This is a genomic window from Streptomyces sp. NPDC005774, from assembly GCF_042871645.1.
In the GTDB taxonomy this organism is placed as follows: Bacteria; Actinomycetota; Actinomycetes; order Streptomycetales; family Streptomycetaceae; genus Streptomyces; species Streptomyces pratens.
On sequence record NZ_JBIAIV010000035.1, the window covers coordinates 42,937 to 67,280 of the forward strand.

At 73.1% G+C, this 24,344-nt stretch carries 19 protein-coding genes and 1 pseudogene; 15 read left to right on the forward strand and 5 right to left on the reverse strand.

Going from position 1 to position 24,344, the window contains the following annotated elements; translation table 11 throughout:
• Positions 1-207 precede the first annotated feature (207 nt).
• Together ACFYQA_RS26890 and ACFYQA_RS26895 are read right to left on the reverse strand one after the other, a co-directional pair.
• On the reverse strand, positions 208-1,455 hold the full coding sequence (locus tag ACFYQA_RS26890; protein ID WP_388922838.1) for a helix-turn-helix domain-containing protein: 1,248 nt from the start codon (positions 1,453-1,455) through the stop codon (positions 208-210).
• Between the two features lie 3 nt (positions 1,456-1,458).
• Entirely contained in the window at positions 1,459-1,611 is a 153-nt protein-coding gene (locus tag ACFYQA_RS26895) for a hypothetical protein (protein ID WP_181383736.1), read from the reverse strand.
• Between the two features lie 253 nt (positions 1,612-1,864).
• Here ACFYQA_RS26895 and ACFYQA_RS26900 point away from each other — a divergent pair, with 253 nt between their 5' ends.
• From ACFYQA_RS26900 to ACFYQA_RS26945, 10 genes and pseudogenes are all read left to right on the forward strand, one after another.
• Complete coding sequence (locus ACFYQA_RS26900) at positions 1,865-2,836, forward strand: DUF3068 domain-containing protein (protein WP_388922841.1); 972 nt, start codon at positions 1,865-1,867, stop codon at positions 2,834-2,836.
• A gap of 385 nt (positions 2,837-3,221) precedes the next feature.
• Positions 3,222-4,415, forward strand: coding sequence for a glycosyltransferase family 4 protein (locus ACFYQA_RS26905; RefSeq protein ID WP_388922844.1), 1,194 nt, complete (start codon positions 3,222-3,224; stop codon positions 4,413-4,415).
• A 56-nt stretch (positions 4,416-4,471) separates the two neighbouring features.
• Complete coding sequence (locus ACFYQA_RS26910; RefSeq protein ID WP_388922847.1) at positions 4,472-5,227, forward strand: class I SAM-dependent methyltransferase; 756 nt, start codon at positions 4,472-4,474, stop codon at positions 5,225-5,227.
• The gene (locus ACFYQA_RS26915) at positions 5,224-9,642 is read left to right on the forward strand and encodes an alpha-(1->3)-arabinofuranosyltransferase family protein (protein ID WP_388922850.1); all 4,419 of its coding nucleotides are present in this window, start codon (positions 5,224-5,226) and stop codon (positions 9,640-9,642) included. Before ACFYQA_RS26910 ends, ACFYQA_RS26915 begins: the two co-directional genes overlap by 4 nt.
• Positions 9,639-10,967: a condensation protein gene (locus ACFYQA_RS26920; protein ID WP_388922853.1), complete on the forward strand. Its 1,329-nt coding sequence runs from the start codon at positions 9,639-9,641 to the stop codon at positions 10,965-10,967. The genes ACFYQA_RS26915 and ACFYQA_RS26920 overlap by 4 nt, the downstream gene beginning before the upstream one ends.
• Positions 10,964-11,701: a class I SAM-dependent methyltransferase gene (locus ACFYQA_RS26925; RefSeq protein ID WP_388922856.1), complete on the forward strand. Its 738-nt coding sequence runs from the start codon at positions 10,964-10,966 to the stop codon at positions 11,699-11,701. The genes ACFYQA_RS26920 and ACFYQA_RS26925 overlap by 4 nt, the downstream gene beginning before the upstream one ends.
• 15 nt (positions 11,702-11,716) lie before the next feature.
• Positions 11,717-12,655 (forward strand): hypothetical protein, encoded by a 939-nt coding sequence (locus ACFYQA_RS26930; protein WP_388922859.1) that lies wholly within the window; start codon positions 11,717-11,719, stop codon positions 12,653-12,655.
• Positions 12,652-12,906 (forward strand): annotated as a pseudogene (locus ACFYQA_RS26935) (Trm112 family protein); the annotation flags it as partial. The gene ACFYQA_RS26930 and the pseudogene ACFYQA_RS26935, both read left to right, overlap by 4 nt.
• Before the next feature lie 101 nt (positions 12,907-13,007).
• Positions 13,008-13,853: an FkbM family methyltransferase gene (locus tag ACFYQA_RS26940; RefSeq protein WP_388922861.1), complete on the forward strand. Its 846-nt coding sequence runs from the start codon at positions 13,008-13,010 to the stop codon at positions 13,851-13,853.
• Positions 13,819-14,466 carry a hypothetical protein gene (locus tag ACFYQA_RS26945; RefSeq protein WP_388922864.1) on the forward strand — a complete coding sequence of 216 codons (648 nt, stop codon included), beginning with the start codon at positions 13,819-13,821 and terminating at the stop codon, positions 14,464-14,466. The genes ACFYQA_RS26940 and ACFYQA_RS26945 overlap by 35 nt, the downstream gene beginning before the upstream one ends.
• Here ACFYQA_RS26945 and ACFYQA_RS26950 read toward each other — a convergent pair.
• Positions 14,444-14,680, reverse strand: coding sequence for a hypothetical protein (locus tag ACFYQA_RS26950; protein WP_388922867.1), 237 nt, complete (start codon positions 14,678-14,680; stop codon positions 14,444-14,446). The two genes, ACFYQA_RS26945 and ACFYQA_RS26950, sit on opposite strands and share 23 nt — an antisense overlap.
• A 157-nt stretch (positions 14,681-14,837) precedes the next feature.
• Between ACFYQA_RS26950 and ACFYQA_RS26955 the strand changes: the two genes are divergently transcribed.
• Positions 14,838-15,947 (forward strand): MerR family transcriptional regulator, encoded by a 1,110-nt coding sequence (locus ACFYQA_RS26955; protein WP_388922870.1) that lies wholly within the window; start codon positions 14,838-14,840, stop codon positions 15,945-15,947.
• Between the two features lie 407 nt (positions 15,948-16,354).
• Here the strand turns inward: ACFYQA_RS26955 and ACFYQA_RS26960 are convergent, their stop codons facing one another.
• Positions 16,355-17,632, reverse strand: coding sequence for a lanthionine synthetase LanC family protein (locus ACFYQA_RS26960; protein WP_388922873.1), 1,278 nt, complete (start codon positions 17,630-17,632; stop codon positions 16,355-16,357).
• 148 nt (positions 17,633-17,780) lie between these two features.
• Here ACFYQA_RS26960 and ACFYQA_RS26965 point away from each other — a divergent pair, with 148 nt between their 5' ends.
• The 4 genes from ACFYQA_RS26965 to ACFYQA_RS26980 all read left to right on the forward strand — a co-directional run bounded on the left by ACFYQA_RS26965 (position 17,781) and on the right by ACFYQA_RS26980 (position 23,048).
• Positions 17,781-19,253, forward strand: a complete 1,473-nt coding sequence (locus ACFYQA_RS26965; protein ID WP_388922876.1) for an acyl-CoA synthetase — start codon at positions 17,781-17,783, stop codon at positions 19,251-19,253.
• Complete coding sequence (locus ACFYQA_RS26970; protein ID WP_388922879.1) at positions 19,246-20,658, forward strand: carboxyl transferase domain-containing protein; 1,413 nt, start codon at positions 19,246-19,248, stop codon at positions 20,656-20,658. Before ACFYQA_RS26965 ends, ACFYQA_RS26970 begins: the two co-directional genes overlap by 8 nt.
• Before the next feature lie 365 nt (positions 20,659-21,023).
• On the forward strand, positions 21,024-22,061 hold the full coding sequence (locus tag ACFYQA_RS26975; protein WP_388922882.1) for a rod shape-determining protein: 1,038 nt from the start codon (positions 21,024-21,026) through the stop codon (positions 22,059-22,061).
• 315 nt (positions 22,062-22,376) lie between these two features.
• Positions 22,377-23,048, forward strand: coding sequence for an ANTAR domain-containing protein (locus ACFYQA_RS26980; protein ID WP_388922885.1), 672 nt, complete (start codon positions 22,377-22,379; stop codon positions 23,046-23,048).
• A gap of 15 nt (positions 23,049-23,063) precedes the next feature.
• On the opposite strand, the gene ACFYQA_RS26985 is transcribed toward ACFYQA_RS26980, so the two are convergent.
• The gene (locus ACFYQA_RS26985; RefSeq protein ID WP_388922887.1) at positions 23,064-24,326 is read right to left on the reverse strand and encodes a beta-ketoacyl-[acyl-carrier-protein] synthase family protein; all 1,263 of its coding nucleotides are present in this window, start codon (positions 24,324-24,326) and stop codon (positions 23,064-23,066) included.
• Positions 24,327-24,344: the final 18 nt, after the last annotated feature.

The following is a 24,344-nucleotide window of genomic DNA, read 5'->3' on the forward strand; positions in this document are numbered from 1 at the left end:
CCGGTCCTACCGCATCTCGCCGACCCCGCCTGCCCAACCGGCCCTACCGGTCCTACCGGTCCTACCGCATCTCGCCGACCCCGCCTGCCCAACCGGTCCTGGTAGCCCTACCGGCTCTACCAGTCCCCGACAGACCCGCCAGTTCTGACAGCCCGACCGGCCCTCGCCTGCCCCACCCGGCCCCGGCGCTGTCCGGCTCGTCCCCGGTCAGCGCCGGGTGCGGGGGCCTCCCAGTTCGCCGCGGAGGCGCTGTGCCCTCAGGACCAGTTCCAGTTCGAAGCGACGGTCCGGGTCGTCGATCTCGTCGCCCCACAGTTCGCGGATCTGCCGCAGCCGGTAGCGGACGGTCTGCGGGTGCACGCCGAGCCGCGCCGCCACCTCGGGCGCGCCGCCCCGGGTCTCCAGCCACGCCAGCAGCGTTTCCGCGAGCCGCCGCCCGTTCGTGGGGGCGCAGTGGGCCAGCGGGGCGAGGCACTTGAGCGCGAGGTCGTCGATGAGTTCCTCGGGCTGGAGCAGCACCAGCGCCTCGGTGTGCTGGGTGCAGTGCAGCACCTCGCCGGAGGGCAGCAGCCCGCGCTCCATCAGGCGCAGGGCGGCCTCGGCCCAGCGCAGCGACTTCGCCGCGTCGGCCGGCGGCACCGGCGGGCCGATCGCGCCGGACCAGCCGGTGAGCGCGCGGTGCAGCAGTTCGGGGCGGCCTGCGGCGTCCGGCTCGGGGACGATCATCCGGGGCTGCTCGTACTCCATGTCGAGCAGCACCTCCTGGCCCACGGCGGGCGCGACCGCCTCCCGCGCGGGGCGCCGCAGGACGCCCACCGCGACCTTCCCGGGCAGCGGCCAGCCGACGCGGGCGGCCCGCTCGGCGAGCGCTTCGGCCGGATCGCCCCGGTGATGCTCGGTGAGCAGGAGCTCCATCAGCCGGCGCTGCAACCGCAGCCGCTCCCCCGCTTGGCGGGCGGCGGCCTCGGCGTAGCCGCGGACGGACTGGTCGACCAGTCCGTCCAGGTATTCGTAGCCCGCGTCGGCGAGTTCGTACATCGCGGGCGGCGGGATGTCGATGCGCTGGCCAATTTCGGCGAGCCGCCGCCAGGCCATGCGGACGCCGAGCCGGTAGATCGCCTGGAGCGAGTCCAGTGACCGTCCGTGCAGGCCCTCACCGCGCCCGAAGTCGTGGAACAGGCCGGGCGGCGCCGTGGGAGGGCCCGCCGAGTGGTCGGCGTGCTCCAGGTGCTGCACGAACACCTCGATGGCGCGGCGGATGCCGATGAGAGCCATCGGTTCGCCGGAGCCGTCGAGCACGACGGGGAGTTCGGGGTACTCGCGCTGGATCTCGCTCATGATCTCTTCGGCGAGTCCGGGCGCCTCGGCCATGGCCGTCTCGGCGAACCTGTGCACCTGGGAGCGTGGTACGTCCTGCCAGGCGGACCGGGCCGTGACGGTTCTGGACACCGTCACCGGTCAGCTCCCCTGCCCCGCGTGCTCGTAGGTGATCAACGGCGTGTTCGGCTGGTCGGGGGTGGCATCGAGCAGCGCGACCACGCCGAGGGCGGCGCCCACGGCGAGGGCCGAGGCGAGCACGACCGTCAGCGCGGCGGCAAGCAGTCTGGACATTTCAGGGTCAGCCTCTCTGTTCGGAGGATTTCCCCACCCCCCGAAAGCACATTCCGCCACCCCTGTCCGTCGCCCCCCAGTGTCGAGTGTGCATTGACACTGCGTCAAGGGGCGTTTACGGTTCCCGGCCCAGAGGGAGTTCGGTCCCGGCCCGCAGGGGGTGCCGGATGACTCCGCCCCTCCGCACGCGCGTTTTTCCTCTACGGATCCGGCCTGTCCGCGCCGATCCGTCCCAAGCCCCTGGAGTACCCGGATGCGCCGTACAGCCTCCCCCTTTTCCCTGGTCATGCTCGGTTTCGGAACGTTTCTGCTGGTGCTGGCCCCCCTGCTGGCGTGGTACGTCCAGCCACGTGCCGCGGTGAACCCGGTCGACATCGACACCACCGCCGTCTACACCGGCCGGGGCAGTGTGTTCGACCTCGACCGGGTCGAGACCGTGCCGGACCAGGCGATCACCGTCACCCAGCGGGTGCGCGGGAACGTCGAGGCCAGCGTGGGCAGCGGGAACGCCGTGTGGGACGTGATCACCACGGTGGACACCGACAAGTCGCTGCCGGCCGCCGATCCGCATGACGCACTGGACTTCGCACCGCACCGCTGGGTGCTGGACCGCGAGACCACGAAGCCGGTCCACTGCTGCGAGGAGAAGCCCCACATCGAGGGTGAGGCGTACCTCAAGTTCCCCTTCGACGTGCAGAAGCGCTCCTACCAGTGGTGGGACAACACCCTCGGCGACACGGTCGTGATGCGCTACCGGGGCACCGAGAAGGTCCAGGGGTACACGGGTTACCGGTTCACCGCTTCGGTGCCGGCGACGAAGAGCGGCACCCGGCTGGTGCCGGGCAGCCTCGTGAACGAGCCGGACCGGCCGCAGGTGCTGGCCGAGGAGTGGTACTCCAACCACGGCCTCGAGCTGATCGTGGACCAGGCCACCGGCCGCGTGATCTACGCGCAGACCGGGCCGAAGCGCACGCTGCGGGCGCCGGGCGGGGACGAGGACGCGGCGGTGCTGCTGGACGCGGAGAAGCTCGCGTTCACGACCGCGACGCAGAAGGAGGCCGTGCGGCAGGCGAAGCGTGACAGCGGGCAGCTGCGCATGGTGGGCAGGACCGCTCCGGTCGGCGCGGCCGTGGCGGGATTCGTTCTCGCGGTGACCGGCGGGGTTCTGGTGGCACGTGGACGGAAGGAAGAAGAGCGTCCCGGTTTGCCCGGTACTGCTCAGTAGATGCTCACGAACCTCAGTGACTTTCGAGTCGACAAGGAACGAAATTGTCATCCCGGTGAGTAGCCCTGGGGAACGTCTGGGCGAAAACTGTCCATCCCCACCCCGCACACAAGCCATTCACCGTGCACGCCCAGGGAGAGCCCGAGTGCTCTCCCGAAGCGTGTGCGTTCCGGTCGACGTCATCCCGTCCGTCCGAAATCCGTCCGTCCCGCATCACCACGTTCCGCACCCCCTGCGCCTCGTGACACTCCCTGCACCTCAGACACTCCCTGCACCTCGGACACTCCCCGCGCTCCGCAACGCGGTCCGCGCTTCGAACACTCCTGTCCCATCCGCACGTGTCCCGCGTACCCCACGCATGACCTCAAGGCGAGTTGGAGCACCGATGCCCCAGCACGTACCGTCCTCCTCGCTGCGCATGCCGCTGCCCAGCGTGCCGCAGCCACCTCCGGTGGCGCCTCCCCACCCCCGCCGGATCGTCTTCCTCGCCCACCGCGATTTGGACAATCCCTCGGCCGGCGGCTCCGAACTGCTGGTCGACCGGCTGGCCGACGGCCTGACCCGTATGGGCCATCAGGTCACCCTGCTGTGCGGGGGGCCGGCCTCCCCCAGGCTCTCGGCGGCGCCCGAGCGGGGCGGTACCCCCGTCCGCGACTACCGCGTGGTGTCGGCGGGCGGCACCTACAGTCACTTTCTGCGCGCCCGTTCCGCCTTCGCCCGCCAGGTCGGCGACTGCGATCTGCTGGTCGAGGTCTGCAACGGCATGCCGTATCTGGCACCGATGTGGCATCGCGGGCCGACGCTGTGCCTGGTCAACCATGTGCACACCGACCTGTGGGGGATGCGCTTCGGCGGTCCGCTGGCTCCGGCCGCGCGGATCGGACGCAGGCTCGAGCACTGGGCGCTGACCGGCGCCCGGCAGCACGGGCTGATGGTCGCCGTCTCCCCGTCGACCGCGGACGCGCTGCACGGAATCGGCGTGCCCCGCGGGCGGATCAGGGTCGTGCACAACGGTGTGGAGGAGCCCGGTCCGGCCACCGGGCGTTCCCCCGAGCCGCTGTTCGTGGCGGTGGGCCGGCTCGTCGAGTACAAGCGGATCGATCTGCTGCTCAGGCTGTGGGAAAGGGTACGGCCGGTCACCGGCGGCCGGCTGGTGATCGTCGGCGACGGCCCCGAGCGGGAGCGTCTCGAACGCCTCGCGGGTCCCGGTGTCGAGTTCACCGGCCACGTCTCCGAGGAGGAGAAGCACCGTCTGCTGTGCGCGGCCTGGCTGCTGCTGCACCCCTCCGCCGTGGAGGGGTGGGGCCTGGTCGTCACGGAGGCGGCCACACGAGGGACCCCGACCGTCGCCTTCGACGTGCCGGGGCTCAGGGACTCCGTGGTGGACGGTGAGACCGGCGTACTGGCGCCCGGCGAGTCCTCGTTCGCGGCGGCCTGGTGCACGCTCACCCTGTCCGGCGCCCGCCGGGAACTGATGGGCGAGACGGCCAGGGACCATGCCGCCCGTTTCCGCTGGGACCGCACGGTGCGGCAGTTCCGCACCGTCGCGGCGGAGGCGGTGCGGACCCACCGGCCATGAGCGGCAGACGTATGACTGACAGGGGCATGACCCACAGAGAACCGGGTGGCACGGGTATGAGCGGCAGAGGCAGGAGCGGCGGCGCACCGAAGGGTCCCTCCCCGCGCCGTTCACTCGCTCTCTTCCGCGCCTTCATGCGTGAGCAGGAGGACCCCGACGCCTGCTACGCGCTGCTCGCCCGGGACGCCGCCGACCAGGTCGAGGCGTACGACGGGCCCGTGGCGGGCCGGGTCGTGGTCGACGTCGGCGGCGGCAGCGGGCACTTCACCGAGGAGTTCCGCCGCCGCGGCGCGGACGCCTTCCTGTTCGAGCCCGATGTGCGCGAGCTGGCCGAGAAGCCGCCCGAGGGCACCGTGGTCGCGGACGGCTATCTGCTGCCCCTGTGCGACGGGGCCGCGGACGTCACGTTCTCGTCCAACGTCCTGGAGCATGTGGCCGATCCGCAGACCTTCCTCAGTGAGCTGGCCCGGGTGACCAAACCGGGCGGACTCATCTATGTGTCGTTCACCAACTGGTTTTCGCCGTGGGGCGGGCACGAATGGGCCCCGTGGCACTATCTCGGCGCCGAGCGGGCCCGCGCCCGCTACCGGCGCCGCACCGGCAGGCCCGCCAAGCACACGCTCGGCGAGAACCTCTTTCCGGTACACATCGGTACCACCCTGCGGCAGGTACGGGGCCGCGCCGACGTACGCATCGTCTCGGCGCGCTCCCGTTACTGGCCGTTCCTCACCGAGACCGTGGTCAAGGTGCCCGGTCTGCGTGAGTTCGCGACGTGGAATCTCCTTCTCATCCTCCGGCGGTGTCCCGAATGACGACCACGGTCCAGGCTTCCCCTCCGGCAGCCGCCCCCCGTACCGCGACCGCCGCGGGCCCACCCCAGGGCCCGCGGTCGCGGCGCTGGCTGCTGGGCTTCTGGGCGGTGGCGTTCGCCCTCTTCCTGGCGGTGCAGCCGGGGCGGCAGACGTTCGACACCAAGCTGGGTGTCACCGTCGACCCGGGCCGGTTCCTCGCCGACCTGGGCCAGCTCTGGCAGAGCCAGGGGTCCTTCGGCGGGGTCAACAACCAGTACATCGGCTACCTGTGGCCGATGCTGCCGTTCTACTGGCTGTGCGACCTGGTGCAGCTCCCCGTGTGGCTGGCGGAGCGGCTGTGGTTCTCGCTGATCGTGTCCGTCGCCTTCTGGGGCGCGCTGCGTCTCGCGGAGCGGCTGCACGTGGGCAACGGGACCTCCCGGCTGCTCGCGGCGACGGCGTACGCGCTGTGGCCGTTGTTCACGACGGTGATCGGCTCGACGTCGGCCGCCGCCCTGCCGGGCGCGTTGCTGCCGTGGGTGCTGCTGCCGCTGACGAACGGGCGGTACACGGCCCGGGTCGCGGCGTTGCGTTCGGCCCTGCTCGTCCCGTTCATGGGCGGGGTCAACGCGGCCTCGACGCTGGCGTCGCTGCTGCCCGTGGGCCTGTATCTGCTGTCCCGGCCGCCGGGACCGCGCCGGTGGAAGCTGATCGCCTGGTGGGCGCCCGCGGTCGCGGTGGTGACCGCCTGGTGGTGGATCCCGCTGCTGCTGCTCGGCGTGTACGGCGAGAACTTCCTGCCCTACGTCGAGACCGCGCAGACCACGACGGACACCATGGCGGCCACCGAGGCGCTGCGCGGGGCCGGCAACTGGGTGGGGTACCTGCACTTCGGTGAGGCGTGGCTGCCCGCGGGCTGGACGGTCGTCTCCTCGGTGCTGGTGATCGTCTGCTCGGCGCTGGCGGCCGGTCTGGGTCTTGCCGGGCTGGCCCGGCGGGACCTGCCGGAGCGGCGCTGGCTGGTGCTGACGGTGCTGGTGACGGTGCTGGTGCTGCTCGCCGGGTACGGCGGCGCGTTCGGCGGCCCGTTCCACTCGGTGGTGCAGGGCTGGCTGGACGGCCGGCTGTCGCCGTTCCGCAACATCTACAAGTTCCAGACGGGCCTGGCGCTCGCCCTGGTCCTCGGTCTGGCCCATCTGGTGGGCACGGCCGCGCGGTCACGGACGGCCGAGGGGGCCCACGGAATCCGGCGGCGGGTGCGGAGCCGGCGCTTCGCACCCCTGGTCGCCGCGGTGCTGATCCTGCCGGGGCTGGTCTGGCCGTATCTCAACGGGTCGATCCTCAACCCCGGTTCGTTCCAGGAGATCCCCAAGTACTGGCAGGCCACGGCCGACTGGCTGGAGGAGAACTCCCCCGACTCCCGTGCCCTCGTCGTGCCGGCGACCGCGCACGGTATCCACACCTGGGGCTCGACCATCGACCAGCCGCTCGACGTGATCGCCGACTCCCGCTGGGCGCAGCGCGATTACGTGCCGTTCGGCACCCCGGGCAACCGGCGGGCCATGGACGCGGTCGAGCAGGCCCTGCTGACCGGCGCCGAAGTGCCGGGCCTCGGAGACTACTTGAGCCGCGCCGGCCTCTACTACGTCGTGGTGCGCAACGACCTCGATCCGGACCAGATCGGGCAGGTGCCGACCACGACGGTCAAGCGCACCCTGGAGCAGTCCGGGTACGAGCGGGTCACCGGACTCGGTCCGGTGTCGACCGGCGGAGTGATCGCGAACGGCACCCCGCTCCAGGTCGAAGGGCTGTACCCGCAGCAGCGTGCGGTGGAGATCTACCGTCCGACCGGGGCGGACGTCCGGCGGCCGGGGCAGGCCTCGCTGACCCCGATCGCCGACACCGCCGTGGTCTCCGGCGGCCCGGAGGCACTGCTGCCGCTGGCCGGCGAGCTGCGCGGCCGGCCGGCGGTGCTGACCGGTGACGGCCACCCGGGGCTCGACACCCCGCCGGTGCAGGTGACCGGCGACGGGATGCGGTACGCGGACACCCGGTTCGGCCTGGTCAACGCGAACACGTCGTACACGTACACCCGCGACGAGCGCAACGCGCCCGACTCCGTGCAGGACGCGGGTGAGCGGCCGCACCAGATCCTCCCCAAGGGGGGCCTGGACCACCAGACGGTTGCCGAACTGCGCGGTGCCCGCTCGGTGTCGGCGTCCTCCTACGGCAACTGGCTGTTCCACCTGCCGCAGTACGACCCGGTGAACGCCTTCGACGGCAGCCCGGACACGGCCTGGGCAGAGGGCTCGGCCGAATCGCCGGACGGGCAGTGGCTGCGGATCGCCTTCGAGGACGGCTACGACATGCCGGACTCCCTCGACCTCACCCCGCTCCCGCAGGACGGTGTGCGGGCGGCGGCGACCAAGGTGCGGGTGGAGACGGAACAGGGTTCCGAAACCAGCTTCCTCCAGGCGAACGGAACCAAGCAGGGAGTCAAGGCGCCTGCGGGCGAGACGCGTTGGATGAAACTGACGATCGTCGACTCGGTGTCCGGGCACTCCGGCCTGGGCGGCGCGGGCTTCTCCGAGATCGACCTGCCGGACGTGCGGGTGACCCGGATGCTGCGGCTTCCCACGGACTCGGAGGACTCGACGGCGGCGGCCCAGGTCGTCTCGCTGCACCGCGCCGCCGACCCGACCGGGCTGTCGCCCACGGGCACGGAGAACGGACTGCACCGCACGTTCGCCACGGGCACGGCGGGCACGTACGAGGTCGCGGCGAGCGCCGTGGCCGTGCCGGGCGAGGGACTGGACCGGCTGCTGTACGAGGTGGCACCCGAGCAGCAGGCCCGGATCACCGCCACCGCCGACTCCACCGCACGCCTCGGCGCCGGCCTGTCGGCGCGCAACCTCACCGACGGCGACCTGACCACCTCCTGGATCGCGGGCGGCAAACCGGTCGTCCGGCTGAGCTGGGACGGCAAGCAGCCGGTCGACGAGATCGTACTGGCGGCCGCGGGCGGCCTGTCCACCCGGCCGACCGAGGTGCACATCAGTTCCCCGGACGGCGCGGCGATCGCGGGCGTCGACGACAACGGCGTGGTCCGCTTCCCGGCGATCACCACGGACCGGCTCGACATCACGATCACCCGCACCGCACCGCTCACCCTGCACAACCCCGTCGTCGGCGAGAACCTCGACCTGCCGGTGGGTCTGACGGAGGTCTACGTTCCGGCACTCGACGAGTACCGCACCCCGCAGCCGTCCGCCGACCGGGAGTTCACCCTGGCGTGCGGCAAGGGACCGGTGCTGTCCGTCGACGGCCAGTTCCACGAGACCAGCGTCAAGGGAACGGTGGGAGACCTGGTGGAGCGGCGTCCGGTGGACGTGACGCTCTGCCAGGAGGGCCAGGAGGAGACGGCCCTGGAGCTGCCGGCCGGAGACCACCGGGTCGAGGCCGGTGACGAGGGGCCGCTCACCGTGACCGCCCTGACCCTGACCCGCGGCACCGTGCCGGACCTCTCGGCGGCCGATCGCGAGCTGGAGGTCCGGGACTGGCTGGGCGACCGGCGCGAGCTGACGGTCGGCTCGGGCGCCGCCTCCTACCTCACGACGTACGAGAACTACAACAAGGGCTGGACGGCCACCCTGAACGGCGAGGAACTGACGCCGCTGCGGCTGGACGGCTGGCAGCAGGGCTGGCGGATCCCGGCGGACGAGAGCGGGACCGTGAAGCTGTCCTACGGTCCCGCCACCACGTACGACGCCGGGCTGATCGGCAGCGGCGTCGGGATCGCGGTGCTGATCGGGCTGGCCCTGTGGCGCCGCAAGGCCGAGAACCCCCACGGCCCGCAGCCCGCTCCGGCGACGCCCGGACTGTGGCTGGGAGCGGTGGCGCTGACCCTGGTCGGCGTGGTGATCGCGGGCTGGTGGGCGCTGCTGGTCCCGGCGCTGGCGCTGCTCGCGTGGCGCAGGGCCGCCCTGCTGGTGCCGGTGGCGTTCGCCGCCCTCGCGGGAGCGGGGATCGTGGCGGCCTTCGGGGCCGGGGAGCCGCCGGGCGTGGGCGAGGGCGCCTTCGGGCACCTGGCACAACTGCTGGCACTGGTCGGCCTGTTCGCGGCGCTGGTGAGCCTCGGCGGCCCGGATTCCGGGCGCACGGTCCGGGAGGACGGCTGGGGATCCGGGCACACGGACGGGACCGGGACGGACGAGCACGGACCCGGCGCCGACGGCGCTCCGGGGTACGGCACGGCGCGGTACGACACGGGCGCGCCGCCCCCGGCGCCGCCTCACGTACCGGCGCACTCGGCGCCGCCCGGCCTGGAGAAGCCCACGCAGCCGCTTCCCCACGTGCGGGAAGCGGGTGGCGCGGACGGCTCGTCGGGCAACGGCACGGCGGGCGACGGGCCGGCGGAAAGGGGCACGACCGGATGACCGCTCCCCTGCGTATCCCGTTCCCCGTGGTGGACGAGGTGTCCCGGCACTGCGTCCAGGAGGAGGAACCGGAGACGGTGCTCATCGAGGCGCACCTCCCCGGGGAACTGGATGCCGGCCGCCTGCGCAAGGCGTTCCTGGAGGCGCTGCGCCGGCACCCGCGCATCCTCATGCGCGAGTCCCCCGGCCCCTGGTACCGGCGCCGCTACGAGTGGGAACTGACCGACGAGCCCGATGTGGAGGCGGTGGGCTTTCCACCGCCGGGCCCCGGCTCCCTGCAGGACGCCCGGGGCCGGGCCATGGCCGTGGCGCCCCCGCTCACGGCGTCCCCGCCGATCCGCCTCGAGGCGGTGACCGCCCCGGGTGCCACCGAGCCCGGGGCGGACGGCGGGGCCGGCGACGGCGCGGACACTGTGACGGGCACCGCTCTGCTCCTCACCCTCAACCACACGGCGCTCGACGGCCCGGCCGGCCTGCGCATCCTGGCCACCACCGCCGAGATCTACGGCGGCCGGGACAACTCGGCCGCCGCCCCGCCCGTGAGGCCGTCCGGGGCACCGCGGGCGGACGCGCCGGACACGCCCTCCCCGTGGGCTCCGTCCGCCCGGGTGGCCCGCGGCGCCCCGGACCCGCACCCGGGCCCCCGTCGCGGCAACGGACTGCTCCACACCGAGCTTCCGTTGCCGCACCGGCCCAAGGGCTCCCCGTACACCGTCAACGACCGGCTCATGGTCGCCACCGCCCTGACCCTCGCCCACTGGAACCGTGAACACGGCGCCCGGGTCCGCCCGTTGCGCATCACCATGCCGGTGGACGACCGTCCCCGGGACGCCACGATGCCCATCGGCAACGGCACCCGGCTGGTCGAGGTCCCGTTCTCCCCCGAAGAGCTGGACACATCCGACCTGCCCGCCCTGCTGCACCGCACGGCCCTGCGCACCCGCGCCCTGAAAGCACGCTCTAGCCCTCAACTGGGTCACGGGGCAACCCTGTTGACCGCACCCTGGGGACCGGTCACCGCCCGCGGTGCCCTCACCCGCGCCCTGCGCAGGGCGGCGGCGCCCTGGATGTCGACGACTCTGTTCAGCAACATCGGCCGTATCCCGTACCCGCTGGACTTCGGAGAGGGAGCCGGGCGCGCGCACGCGGTGTGGTTCTCGGCCCCCGCCCGGATGCCCCGCGGCCTCACCTTCGCCACCGCCTCCACCGCGGGCCGGCTGCACCTGGCCGTGCGCTGGTCCCGTGCGCTGCTCGGGCACGACGACGGCGCCCGCCTGCGCGACCTGTTCGCGCACCATCTGCACTCCACGGAGGCAGCCCCGTGACGATCACCCCGTCCCCGCCCCGCGACCTGCGCGACTTCTACGAGAACCCCGCCGTCCCCGTGGCCTCGGGCCCCTCCCGCAGTCTCCGCCAGGCCCGGATGCTCGCCGGGGCGCTCGGCCCGGCCGGTGCCGGGGGCGCGCGGACGATCCTCGACATCGGCTGCGGTGACGGCTCCGCCGCGGCCACCGCCGCACCCCTCCTGCACGGCCACCGGCTCATCGGCGTCGACTGGTCCCAGGACGCCCTGACCCGGGCCCGCACCCGGATGCCGTACGCGGTGCGCGGCGAACTCACCGACGGCGGGCTGCCGTTCGCGTCCGGATCGGCCGACGCGGTGCTGTTCAGCGAGGTGATCGAGCATCTCGTCGACCCGGACGCGGCCCTGGAGGAGATCCACCGGGTGCTGCGCCCAGGGGGCCATCTGATGCTGTCCACCCCCAATCTGGCCGCCTGGTACAACCGGGCGCTGCTGCTGGCCGGGGTGCAGCCGGTGTTCTCCGAGGTCAGCCTGCGCGGTATCCACGGCAGGCCTGGTTCGGAGGTGGTGGGGCATCTGCGGCTCTACACCGCCCGCGCGCTGCGGGAGTTCGTCGCCGCGTCAGGCTTCACCGTCGTACGCCTCGAGGGCGCTCCGTTCCACGGGGTGCCGCGTCCGCTGCGGATACTGGACCGGCTGGCCTGCGCCCGGCCGCCGCTCGCGTCGATCCTGCTGCTGCACGCGCGCCGGACGTAAGGGGGACCGGGGACGATGTGGTGGGGAGTGGCCGCCGCCCTGGTGTCGAACGTCCTGTACAGCGGCGGGTTCGTCCTGGAGAAGCGGGCACTCGCCACCCTGCCCGAAGTAACGGTTCACCAGCCGGCGCGGCTGCTGCGGCTGGTGCTCGGCAGCCCACTGTGGATCGCCGGCGCGCTGTGCCTCGCCGGCGGTTTCGGCGCACAGCTCGCCGTGTACCGGACCCTGCCGATCGCCGCCGCCCAGGGCCTGTTCGTCTCCGGCCTGGTGCTCCTCGTGACGCTGTCGACGCGGCTGCTCGGCGAGGAGACCACCGGCCGGGAACGGTACGCGCTGGGCGCCATCCTGCTCGCGCTGCTGATGGTGGTGCTGTCGCTGAAGGAGGGCGGCGCGGGCGCCGACACCGTCGGCCGGGACGCGCCGTACCCGCTGATCCTGCTGGTGTGCGTGCCGTCGCTGGCGGCCGGGGTGTGGCTCTACCGGTCCGCCGAGCGCCGCGCCCGGCGCCGCCACCGGATGCCGACCACCGGCGTCGAGTACGGGGTCGCCGTCGGCCTGCTCTACGGCGTCAGCTCCCTCGCCATCAAGGGGGTGTCGAGCCACCTGACGGCCGGCGGCATCGGCGACGCGCTGTTCGGCCTGCTGCGCTCCCCCTACCCGTATCTGCTGCTGTTCACCGGCCCGTTCGGCCTGGTGCTGTCGCAGGCGGCGCTCCAGCGCTGCCGGGCCTCACTGATCGTCCCGGTGTGCACGACCGTGACGTGCCTCTACACGACGGTGCTCGGCACGCTGTCGTTCGGCGAGGAACTCCCCGACGAGCCCCTGCGGCTGGCCCTGCGCGTGGCGGGTACGGTGCTCGCGGTCACCGTGCTGCTGGCCATGCCGAAACACGACACCACCTCACCACCAGGTACCGAGACCGAGACCAAGACCGAGGAGCTGACGCCCCCGTGAAGCCCGACGACCCGCTGCTGAGGATTCTGGCCTGCCCGCTCGACAAGGGCCCGCTGCATCTGCTCCCCGCCGCCGCCGTTGCCGTTGCCGGGAAGGACGGCACAGCGGCGGTGGACGGAGCCGAGGAGGCGCTGTACAACCCGCGCCTGCGCCGCCGCTACCCGATCGTCGACGGCATCCCGCAGCTGCTCCCGTCCTCCGGCGAGCAGGTCTCGGACGAGGAGCACGAGGCACTGCTGGCACGTGTGGCCGAGGCCCACATGACCGAAGAGCACACGGCCAAGGGCCACATGGCCGAGGACCACATGGCCGGGAACGACACCAACCGTCCCGGCACCCCGGGGGCGACCACATGACGAAGGGCCGTCCCAGGGGCACGCTCGCCGCCCGTGCGGCGTCCGTCCTGCCCACCCGGGTCGTGGCCGCCGCCGCCCGCGCGGTCTACCCGCGCTTCGAGCCCGAGCTGGCCCGGCTCGCCGACCTGTGCCCGCCGGACTGCGGCACGGCGATCGATGTCGGCGGCTGGTACGGCCCCTGGACGCACCGGCTGGCCCGGCGCGCCCGCCAGGTGGTGGCCGTCGAACCGGTCCCCCACCTGGCTCGACTGCTCACCTCCGGCGCCCCGCCGAACGTCCGCGTGATCCGTGCGGCGGCCTCGGACCGCGCCGGGATCGCCCGGCTGTGGCTGCCGCCGGACGACGTCGGCGACCGGGGGCTGTCCTCCCTGGTCCGCCGGGACATCCACGGCCACGCCCTGGACGTCACCTGCGTCACGCTGGACGAACTGAAACTGAAGGACGTCGGCTTCATCAAGATCGACGTGGACGGCAACGAGTCGGCGGTGCTGCGCGGCGCCACCGGCATCCTCGCCCGCGACCGCCCGGCACTCTTCGTGGAGCTGGAGTCCCGCACCCAGCCGGTCACGCCCGTGGTCACCTACCTGTCCCTGCTGGGCTACGACGGCTGGGTGCTGCCCGGCGACGACTGGATCCCGCTGGCCCGTTTCCCCCTGGAGGCCCACCAGGCCGGGGCCTCCTACGTCGTCTCCCACGGTCTGCTCCGCCGCGTCCTGCCGCACGGTGCGCTCAGGGGCCCGCGCTATGTGAACTCGGTGCTGTTCCTCCCGGACGGCCGCCGCCCCGGAACGCCCCCGGTGAGCGACGATGGTTCCCGTGCCTCCCGCGAATCCCCCCGGTAGCGCCTCCGGCCCGTTCACCCCGCTCGACCTCCAGCTCGTCCTGCTGCGCCGCATGGCCGACCACCAGCCCGGCCTGGTCGAGGACGCCCGTCATGAACTGGGTGTCTCCCTCGCCGGGATGCGCGAGGCGAACAAGCGCTGGCAGGCCGCGGTCCGCTCGCCGCGCTCCCGTTCGGCCCGCTCCAGGTACCTCTCTGTGCTCGGCGAGCCGGAGTCCCGGGCCCGGCGCCGGATCGGCGACCTCGACTGCGAGGCGTGGCGGTGGCGGCTCCCGCTCTGGCCGGACCTCCGCTTCGAGATCCTCACCGCGCCCGACGGCACCGTCTGGAACGAGTGGCTGGTCCGCGCGCCCGACGCCGGCCCGCCCCTCCTGCGCACCGTCGAGGACCTGACGCCCTGGTCCTGCACGGTCGACGAGGCCGCCCGCGCCTTCGCCCCGGCCCGCCCGCTCGAGGGCACCGCCCCCACCCGGTGGGGCCTCGCCTTCGTCGCGCCGGACGCGCGGGGCCGGCGGCACGAGGTGGTCGCGGAGTTCACCTGGGGCCTGCTGCAACGGACCGCGGTCGGCGATCCGCCCGTCAGCCCTCCGCTCAGCGAGCCGTCGCCCGGATGATCGCGTCCACCACCCGGGGTATCGACCCGGTGTGCAGGAACAGATGGGGCTCGACCGGTTCCAGTTCCCTCACCCGCGGCTGCCCGTCGTCCCCGTCGTCGTCCCGCACCACGGCGCACGCCTCGACACCGGCCTCCCCGAGCGCCCGCACCGGCTCGGGCAGGTCACGGTCCTCGGTGACCTCCGGGCCGGGCCGGCAGGTCACGAGCGCCATGCGGGGCACGGTGTGCACTCCCTCCACGTACGAACATCGGATCGACCGGCAGGCTGACAACCACCACGGGAAAAGGAACAGCCCGCTTGACCTTCCCCTTCGGTGAAGCCCCAGCATCGGTGGCGGAACAGGAACAGGAATAGGAACAGGAACAGGAATGCGGAACAACGAGGTGCACGGGGGTCCGATGGAGGAGACGCTGACGATCGGCGCGTTCGCGAAGGCGTGCCGGCTGTCCCCGAAGGCACTGCGCCTGTACGACGAGCTGGACCTGCTGCGGCCCGCCCGGGTGGACCCGGACACCGGCTACCGCTACTACGCGGCCGGACAGCTGGAGCGGGCCCGACTGGTCGTGTGGCTGCGACGGCTGGGCATGCCGCTGGCCGAGATCCGTCACGTCTGCGCCCTCGGACCGGCGGCGGCCGCCCGGGAAATCCGCGCCCACTGGGCCCGGGTGGAGGCGGAAACGGCCGTACGGCGGGACCTCGCCGCGTTCCTGGTCGATCACCTGACGGAAGAATCGAGAGGGGACCCCACCATGAACGCCACTGCACCGGAGCTGCGCTACTGCGCCCACTCCGACCGGGGCCGCGTCCGCCCCGCCAACCAGGACACCGCGTATGCGGGCGGCAGGCTGCTGGCCGTGGCCGACGGCTTCGGACCGACGGGTGCGACCGCGAGCGGTGCTGCGGTGGAGGCGCTGCGGTTCCTGGACACGCCGGAGATACCGGCGGGCGGTGTCCTGAACCTCCTGGAGGACGCGGTACAGGGCGCGGCGCGTGCGGTCCGCGACGTGGCGGACGGCACCGACGGGGTCGGCACCACCCTGACCGCCCTCTTGTGGACGGGCTCACGCCTTGCCCTGGTCCACCTGGGCGACTCGCGTGCGTATCTCCTGCGCGACGGCAACCTGTTCCGCATCACCCACGACCACACCGTGGTCCAGTCGATGCTCGACGAGGGCCGCCTGACCCCGGAGGAAGCGGCCTGCCACCCCCAGCGCTCCCTCCTCCTGAAGGCCCTCACGGGCAAGGAGACGACAACGCCCCCGGACCTCCGTCTCCACGATGCCCAGGTCGGCGACCGCTACCTGCTCTGCTCCGACGGCCTCCCCTCGGTCGTCCCCGACGGCACGATCGAGCACCTCCTCACCGGCGCTCCGGCCCCGGACGAGGCGGTCCACACCCTGATCACCGCGGCCAACGAGGCCGGCGGCCCGGACAACATCAGCTGCGTGGTGGCGGACGTGGTGGAACCGGCCCCCTGACCTACGGCAGGCGCGCGCTCACCGCCGCCCGCACCCACGGCTCGTGCCGCCCCTCGCGAAGCTCTCGACCGGCGGCGAATGCCGGGTCGAGATCACCTCCGCCCCGGCTCGACTCGACCGTGTCGATCGTCCGGTGCAGAGAAACGGCTGCTTCGTCGGAGCTTGTGCCGACGAATCGGCGAGAGGGTGAGGTTGCCGAGCGCGATCGCCCGGCTCTTCTGCTTCGCGCCCGGGGCTCCGGCCGTCGCGCGCAGGACAGGCTCGTCGTTTTCTCGAGGTCGAGCTTCCTGTGGGTTCGGAGAGCATCACGGTTGTCCGGCTCAGCGGCCTGCACCGATGGGTGCCGGGTGCGCGACAGGTGTCGTGGACCGGTGTGGTGGCGGCCTGCTGCTGTTCTTCCCAAGGCCTCAACAGGCTCCGATCGAGCCGCTCCTCATTGCCGGCTGATCCGGCCAGGTGACCGCATAAGCCGGATCCGCTCCCCGGCTCATGCGTATGAAGCGCAGCAACTCGCGCACGATGCCGGCATTGCCCATGGCCCAGCCGGTGCGGGGTTCGAGAAAACTCGGCGAGGTCCGGTGTTCAAGGTTCGACCATCGCACACCGTTGGCGTCTCGGGTCGAGTGGCAGAAGATGTCCGCGACGAGGAGCCTCGCGAAGTCCGGGTGGTCGCCCTGCTCGGCCATGCGGTCACAAGCGAGAGCCAGCACACCGGCCGTGCCACAGCACCGGCCGCTGTTGTCCCAGAAGCCGGGGCGCAACCGGCGTGGTAGGCCGGACCGGGTCACAGTGTGCCAGCAGCAATCGGCGAGATCCTGCCAGGCGGAGTCGTCGAAAACTTCGCGAAGCAGCCGGAAGACCTGAGCGTCGCCTGCCGGACCGTGACACCAGCCGTAGGTGTAGCGAGCGGTGACCTCGGGAAAATCCTGCGGGTCGGAGTGGGGAACGAGGAAACCGGCCGGGCCGGCCTCGTTTCGCGCCACGACGTCCGCGGCACCCGCTCGCGCCAGCTCGACGAAGTCGGCACGGTCGGCGGCCCGACCGATGCGGGCCAGCGCATACACGATGCCGAGCGTGCCGTGCGAGATGTGGTGGAACCGCGAAACCCTGCCCTTGAGCACCTCCCAGTGAACACCTGCCGGAGTCTGCTCGGCGGTGCGCAGGTAGGGCTCCAACGCGTGTACGGCCAGGTCGGTGTCCCCCGCTGCCAGTGCGCCGAGGCCGATGCCGGCATTGCCTCCGAGCAGTTCGAACCAATCACCCCAGCGTGTCCCGTCGAACCGCGCGCGCACCAGCTCCAGAGCCCGGCTCGCCGCGGCGGCGGCATCCGGAGCGCCGAGTTCGTCATGGACGGCTCTCAACGCGAATGCCAAGCCGGTCAGGCCGCTGTACAGAGAGTTGTCCTCCCAGCGGTCGACGGCATCGGACACGCTGCGGGCGGCGCGCAGGGCGGCGTCACCGTACCGGTCGTCGCCGAAGTGCCGCCATGCTTCAAGGAGGGCGGGGATGATACCGGCCGTGCCGCTGTAGAGCGTGGGATCAGGCTCGTCATCGGTAGGCGTGGCGGACCAGGAAAGGCTTTTGTCCTCGGTCTCCCGCGCGTTCTTGAGGAGCCAGTGCAAAGCATCCGCTGTCAACGCTTCGACCTCGCCCACCGTTACGTTCATTGCTTCCGCCGCTGTCATGGCGCCCAACTGTGGCATGCAGCGTGGCACTCACCCACGCGGCCTCCCTTCCCCGCCGGTAAAGAGCCGAGGCCGAAGGGCCCCATGTCTAAGGTGTCCACGCCCAGGGGTAAAGGCCCCGGTAACAACCCCCCAAGGAGCACGACGCGTGTCCTCTCTCTTCCCGGCTCTGACCGACGGCGGCGGCCCTGCCGCCGGCCGGCCCGCCCTCCGGTTCGGCGAGCGCTCACTGACGTACGGGGAACTCGCCGCCGCGGCCGGCCCGGTGGCCGGGGCCGTCCGGGAGGCGCGGCGGGTCGCCGTCTGGGCGACCCCGACGCTGGAGACGGCGGTCGCGGTCACCGCGGCGCTGCTCGCCGGGGTGACCGTGGTGCCCCTGAACCCGAAGTCGGGTGCCAAGGAGCTCGGCCACATCCTGTCCGACAGCACCCCGGACCTGGTCCTCGCCACCCCCGGCCAGGACCTCCCGGAGGCGCTGGGCGGCCTGGCCCGCCTGGACGTCGACCCGGCCGACCGCGCCCCCGGCACGCTCCCCGGGGACCTCGCCGGGGGCCGCGCGGACGACGAGGACCCGGCCCTGGTCGTCTACACCTCCGGCACCACGGGCCCGCCCAAGGGCGCCGTCATCCCTCGTCGCGCGATCGCCACCACCCTGGACGCGCTCGCCGACGCCTGGCAGTGGACCGGTGACGACGTCCTCGTCCACGGGCTCCCGCTGTTCCATGTGCACGGGCTGGTCCTGGGCGTCCTGGGCCCGCTGCGCCGCGGCGGTTCGGTGCGTCACCTCGGCAGGTTCACCACCGAGGGGGTGACGCGGGAGCTGAGCGGCGGCGCGACCATGCTGTTCGGCGTGCCGACGATGTACCACCGTGTCGCGGAGGCCCTGCCCACCGAGCCGGAGCTGGCCGGGGCACTGGCCGGGGCGCGGCTGCTGGTGTCGGGGTCGGCGGCGCTGCCGGTGCACGACCACGAGCGGATCGCGGCGGCCACCGGACGCCGGGTGATCGAGCGGTACGGCATGACGGAGACGCTGATGAACACCAGCGTCCGCGCGGACGGCGAGGCCCGGCCCGGCACCGTGGGCGTGCCGTTGCCGGGCGTGGAGCTGCGCCTGGTGGAGGAGGACGGGTCCCCGGTGGCGGCGTACGACGGGGAGACGGTGGGCGAGATCCAGGTCCGCGGCCCGAACCTGTTCACCGAGTACCTGAACCGGCCCGACGCCACCGCGGGCGCCTTCACCGCCGACGGCTGGTTCCGCACCGGTGACATGGCGGTGTGCGACGCCGACGGCTGTGTCCGCATCGTCGGCCGCAAGGCCACCGACCTGATCAAGAGCGGGGGGTACAAGATCGGCGCCGGTGAGATCGAGAACGCGCTGCTGGAACACCCCGGTGTCCGGGAGGCGGCGGTGACCGGGGAGCCGGACGCCGACCTGGGCGAGCGGATCGTCGCGTGGATCGTCCCGGCGGATCCGGGGGTGCCGCCCGCCCTCGACGAGTTGGCCGACCACGTCGCCGCCCGCCTGGCCCCGCACAAGCGTCCGCGGGTGCTCCACCACCTCGCCTCGCTCCCCCGCAACGACATGGGGAAGATCATGAAGCGGGCGCTGCGCCATGACTGACCGGCTCACCGCGCGCGAGACCGTCGCACTCGTCGCCGACGACGCGACCTTCGTCGAACTCCCCGACCTCGTGGGGGAGTCCACCGATCCCGCCAAGCCCCCCGGGCCTGCCGGGTCCGCCGGGTCCGCCCCCGACGGCCCGCTCGGCTGGCCGGGCTACGACGCCGCCCGCGCCCGTGCCTCCGAGCGCACCGGCGAGCAGGAGTCGGTGGTCTGCGGCACCGCCCTGGTCGAGGGCGTCCGGGCCGTGCTGGTCGTCTTCGAGTTCGGCTTCCTCGGCGGCTCCCTCGGCGAACGCACCGGCGACCGGCTGGTGGCGGCGTACACGCATGCCCGCGCGCACCGGCTGCCGGTGGTTCCGCTGGTCGCCACCGGCGGCAGCCGGATGCAGGAGGGCATGCTCGCCCTCACCCAACTCCAGCGGGTGGCCAGTGAGTCGGCGCTCACCCGGGAAGCCGGGTCGGCGCAGATCGCGGTGCTCCGGGACCCGACGACGGGGGGCGGCTGGGCCACCCTGGGCGCGGGCGCCGACGTGGTCCTCGCGCTGCCCGGCGCGCAGGTCGGCTTCGCCGGCTCACGGGTCCGCCCGGCGGACGCCGACCCGGCGGCGTACACGGCTCAGGCGCAGGTGGCGGCGGGTGCGGTGGACGCCGTGGTCCCGCCCGAGGAGCTGCGCGGCACGCTGGGGCGGTGGCTGCGGCTGCTGACCCGCCCGTCCACCACCCCGGCCGCCCCACCGAAGCCGCTGGGCACGGGTCCGGGTGATCTTCCGGCCACCGGCCGGGAGGCCGTGCGGCGCGCCAGGTCCCCCGAACGCCCGTGCGCCCAGGCCTACTTGGACACCTACTTCACCCACCGCGTCGCGATCAACGGCGATCGCTGCGGCGGCACCGATCCTCAGGGCATGCTCTGCGGCTTCGGCGAGCACGAGGGACGTACGGTCGCCTACGCAGCACAGACCGGCACGGCGACCCGTCCCGCCGGATACCGCACCGCCGCCCGGCTGATCCGGCTCGCGGACCGGCTCGGCATCCCGGTGCTGACCCTGGTGGACACCCCGGGCGCGGCCAACGACGCGGAGGCGGAACGGCAGGGGGCGGGGGCGGCCATCGCCGACCTGTTCGCCGCGGTGGCCGCCGCCCGCACCCCGGTCACCACGCTCGTCATCGGCGAGGGCGGCTCCGGCGGTGCCCTCGCCCTGGCGGCCCCGGGCAACACCTGGGCCGCACCCGACAGCTACTTCTCGGTGATCGCCCCGGAACTCGCGGCGGCGATCCTCAAGCGCCCTCCGCGGGAGGTGGAGGCCACGGCGGACCAACTCCGCGTCCGTCCACAGGACCTGGTGGACCTGGGTGTCGTACGGGGCGTCGTCGGCCACCACAACCACCCTCACGACGACAGGTGAAGCGGGGCACCCGCGGCCCCGCAGTCGCTCCCGAACCCGAGCGTCGCCCCGCGTGCGTCGGGCGGGACGCGGTCGGCGGGCGGGACGCGGGGCCGGGTCGGCGGCTGTCCGGGTCGGCGTCCACGTCGGCGGGGCGGAGGCGGGGGAAGGCGGTCACCGCCTTCTTCCCGCGGCACCTCGGCCGGGTCCGACACGTACGGGACCGGTGGGAGGCTCGGGTCCTCCCCTGCGGCTGCCGCGCCCCACCCCGTTCAGTGGCCCCCGCCCGGCCCTCCACAAGGGGCGGTGTCCTGCGCGGGCGCGCACGATGGTCATGAGGTCCGCCGTCCGGCGGCCCGCAGGACCGCGCACTCGGGAGGATTGCTGTGACCGCCAGTCTGGAGCAGTTGCACCGCTGCCACTTCGCCGTCGACCTGGGAGCGGCCCGCACCCGGGTCTACGTCAAGGGTGCCGGTCTCGTCGTCGACCAGCCGTCCGCCGCCGCCGTGAACACCCGTACCGGCGCACTGATCGCGGTCGGCGAACTCGCGGAACGGATGAAGGGACGGACACCGAGCTACATCCGTGTCGTACGGCCCGTCTCCGGCGGCACCGTCGTCGACATCGACATGGCGCAGCGCATGCTCCGCCATCTGCTCGGCGACCGGATCCGCCGCACGCTGCGCCGCCGGCCGGGCCTGCGCGCCGCGGCCTGTACCCCGCACGACTCCGATCCGCTGGCCCAGCGCGCCACGATCGAGACCCTGGTCGGGCTGGGCGCCCGCCGGGTGGAGCTGGTCGACACGCTCATCGCCGCCGCCGTCGGCTGCGCGCTGCCCGTGGAGCGTCCCGAGGCGACCATGATCCTGGTGTGCGGGGCGGCGACCACGCAGGTGGCCGTGCTCTCCCTCGGCTCGATCGTGACGGCCGAGCGCATGCCCGTCGGCGGTGACGCCGTGGACCACGCCATCGTCCAGCACCTGCGCCACCAGCACGAACTGATACTGCCGAGCCAGTCCGTACGGCCGTTGCAGCTGGCCCTGTCCGGCAACGGGCTCACCCCGCACGGCCCGGAGTCGACGGAGATCCACGGCCGGGACGTCGCGACCGGCCTCGCCCGCTCGGTCAAGGTCGACACGGCCGCCGTGCGGCACGCCATCCAGACCCCGTTGACAGCGGTACTGGACGGGATCGGCAAGGTGCTGCGGGGCTGCCCGCCCGACCTGGTCGCCGACCTCGTCGACCGGGGGATCATGATGGTCGGCGGCAGCGCCCTGCTGCCGGGCCTCGACCAGATGCTGCGGCAGGCGACGGGTATGCCGGTCCACATCGCCGAACGGCCGGACGTGTGCGCCATCCAGGGCCTGGGCGCCATGCTGGAGGGCAAGATCGCCCCCCTGGTACTGAACCCGCTGACGAACTGAGCCGCCGGGTCGGCCGTACCCGCCCTACCCGCCATGTCCGGCCGGAATTCCGGCCGGTTCGATGACAAGGGGTGTAGGGCGCGGCAAACCGGGCAGGCGCACCCGCGGGCACTGCATGGACCGCGCACGTTCCGTACTCCCGCCTCGCCCGTCCTGCCGTCCGGTCCACGGCGCCCGAACCGTACGTCTGACGGCCCGCACGCGTACCGACAAGGCGGTGTCATGACCTCCGCGGCCCCACCCCCTTTCTCGGGACGACCTTCCTCGGGACGACCTTCCTCGGGACGACGCGGCACCCTGGTCATCGGTGGGCGCATGGACGCGGACCGGGCGCTGCTCGCCCCGCGCGGTGAACTGGTCCACGGCTGTGCGGACACCCTCGCCCAAAAGCTGTCCCAGCTGCCCGCCCGCACCGCCCGGGTCGACATGGACATGAGCGGGGTGCGCTTCATGGACACGACGGGACTGCGGTTCCTGGAGGTCCTGCGCGACCACGGCCGCCTGCGGTCGGTGCCGGTCACGGCCACCGGGTGGACCGGTCAGCCGCGCCGCATCCTGGCGCTCGTCGGCCTGGACACCACCGACCCGCTGCGCCCTTCCGGCGAAGAGAACGTGACGACACCCGCCATCACCCCGGCGGCGGAGGCGGCGCCGGCGAAACGGCCGCCCGTGCGGGAGGAAGAGAGCGAGCGGCTCCGGGAGGCGATCGCCTCCCGGCCCGCCGTCGACCGGGCCCGCGGCATCCTCATGGCCGCCCACGGCTGCGGATCGGACACCGCCTGGTGCGTCCTGGGCGAGGCCTCCCGCTTGTCCGGCGTCCCGCTCCCTACGGTCGCCACGGCGGTGACCGCCGATGCCGACCGGGCGGGTCCCCGCCCTCCGGAGGAGGTACGGAAGGCCCTGGCCACGGCCCTCGCCCGCCACCTCCGCCCGCCCCGGGCCGGAACGGGCGCGGAGGGCGCGGACCCGGGCACGCCCCACCGATGAGCGCGCCGAGCGGTGTCACCAGGTCCGGAACGCCAGCACCACGTTGTGGCCGCCGAATCCGAAGGAATTGTTCAGGGCGGCGATACGCCCCTCGGGCAGCGGGCGCGGCTCGTCGCGGACGATGTCCGCGGCCACCTCGGGGTCGACGGTGTCCAGGTTGACGGTCGGGGGCGCGAGCCGGTCCCGTAGCGCGAGGATCACGGCGACGGACTCGACCCCGCCGGCCCCGCCCATCAGGTGGCCCGTCATGGACTTGGTGGCGGAGACCGCGAAGTGGTCGGTGTCGTCGCCGAACACCGTGCGCAGCGCGGTGATCTCGGCGACGTCCCCCATCGGGGTCGAGGTGGCGTGCGCGTTGACATGCACGATCTCGGCGGGTTTCAGGTCGTTCGCCTCCAGCAGGTTGCCCAGCGCGGCGGCGATGCCGCGGCCCGTCGGCTCGGGCCGGGTGATGTGGTGACTGTCCGCGGAGAGCCCCTGCCCGACGGCCTCCGCGTATACGCGTGCGCCGCGCCGGGCCGCGTGCTCGGCCGCCTCGAGCACCAGGACGCCCGCGCCCTCGCCCATGACGAAGCCGTCCCGGTCGACGTCGTAGGGACGGGAGGCCGCCTCCGGGTCGTCGTTGCGCTTGGACATCGCCATCATGTTGCCGAAGGCGGCCATGTTCAGCGAGCAGATGGCCGCCTCGGTGCCGCCCGCGAGGACGATGTCGGCGCGGCCGGTACGGATCATCTCGATCGCGTAGCCGATGCCTTCGGCGCCCGTGGCGCAGGCGCTGACCGGGCTGTGCACCCCGGCGCGGGCGTTGACGTCCCGGCCGACGGTGGCCGACGGCGTACTGGCCATCATCATCTGCATCGCGTGCGGGGAAACCCCACGCGGGCCCTGCTGCTTGAGCATCTCGTACTGGTCGAGCAGCGAGGTCATCCCTCCGATGGCGGAGGCGACGACCACGCCGAGCCGGTCCGGGTCCACCGGGGCGTCCGCGCCGGCCCGGCCGGTGAACCCGGCGTCGGCCCACGCCTCGCGCGCCGCGACGAGGGCGAACTGGGCCGCGCGGTCCAGCTTGCCGGTCTCGGACGCGGGCAGCACCTCCCTCGGCTCCACGGCGGCCTCGCCGGCGATGCGTACCTGGACCTCGCGGGTCCAGTGGTGCCTCAGCGGGCGGACCCCGGAGCGGCCGGCCAGCAGGCCCCGCCAGGTGGAGGCGGCGTTCCCGCCGAGTGGTGTGGTGGCACCGAGACCGGTGACGACCACGGTGCGGTCTATCGCTGTCACTGGAACAACTCCACGTCT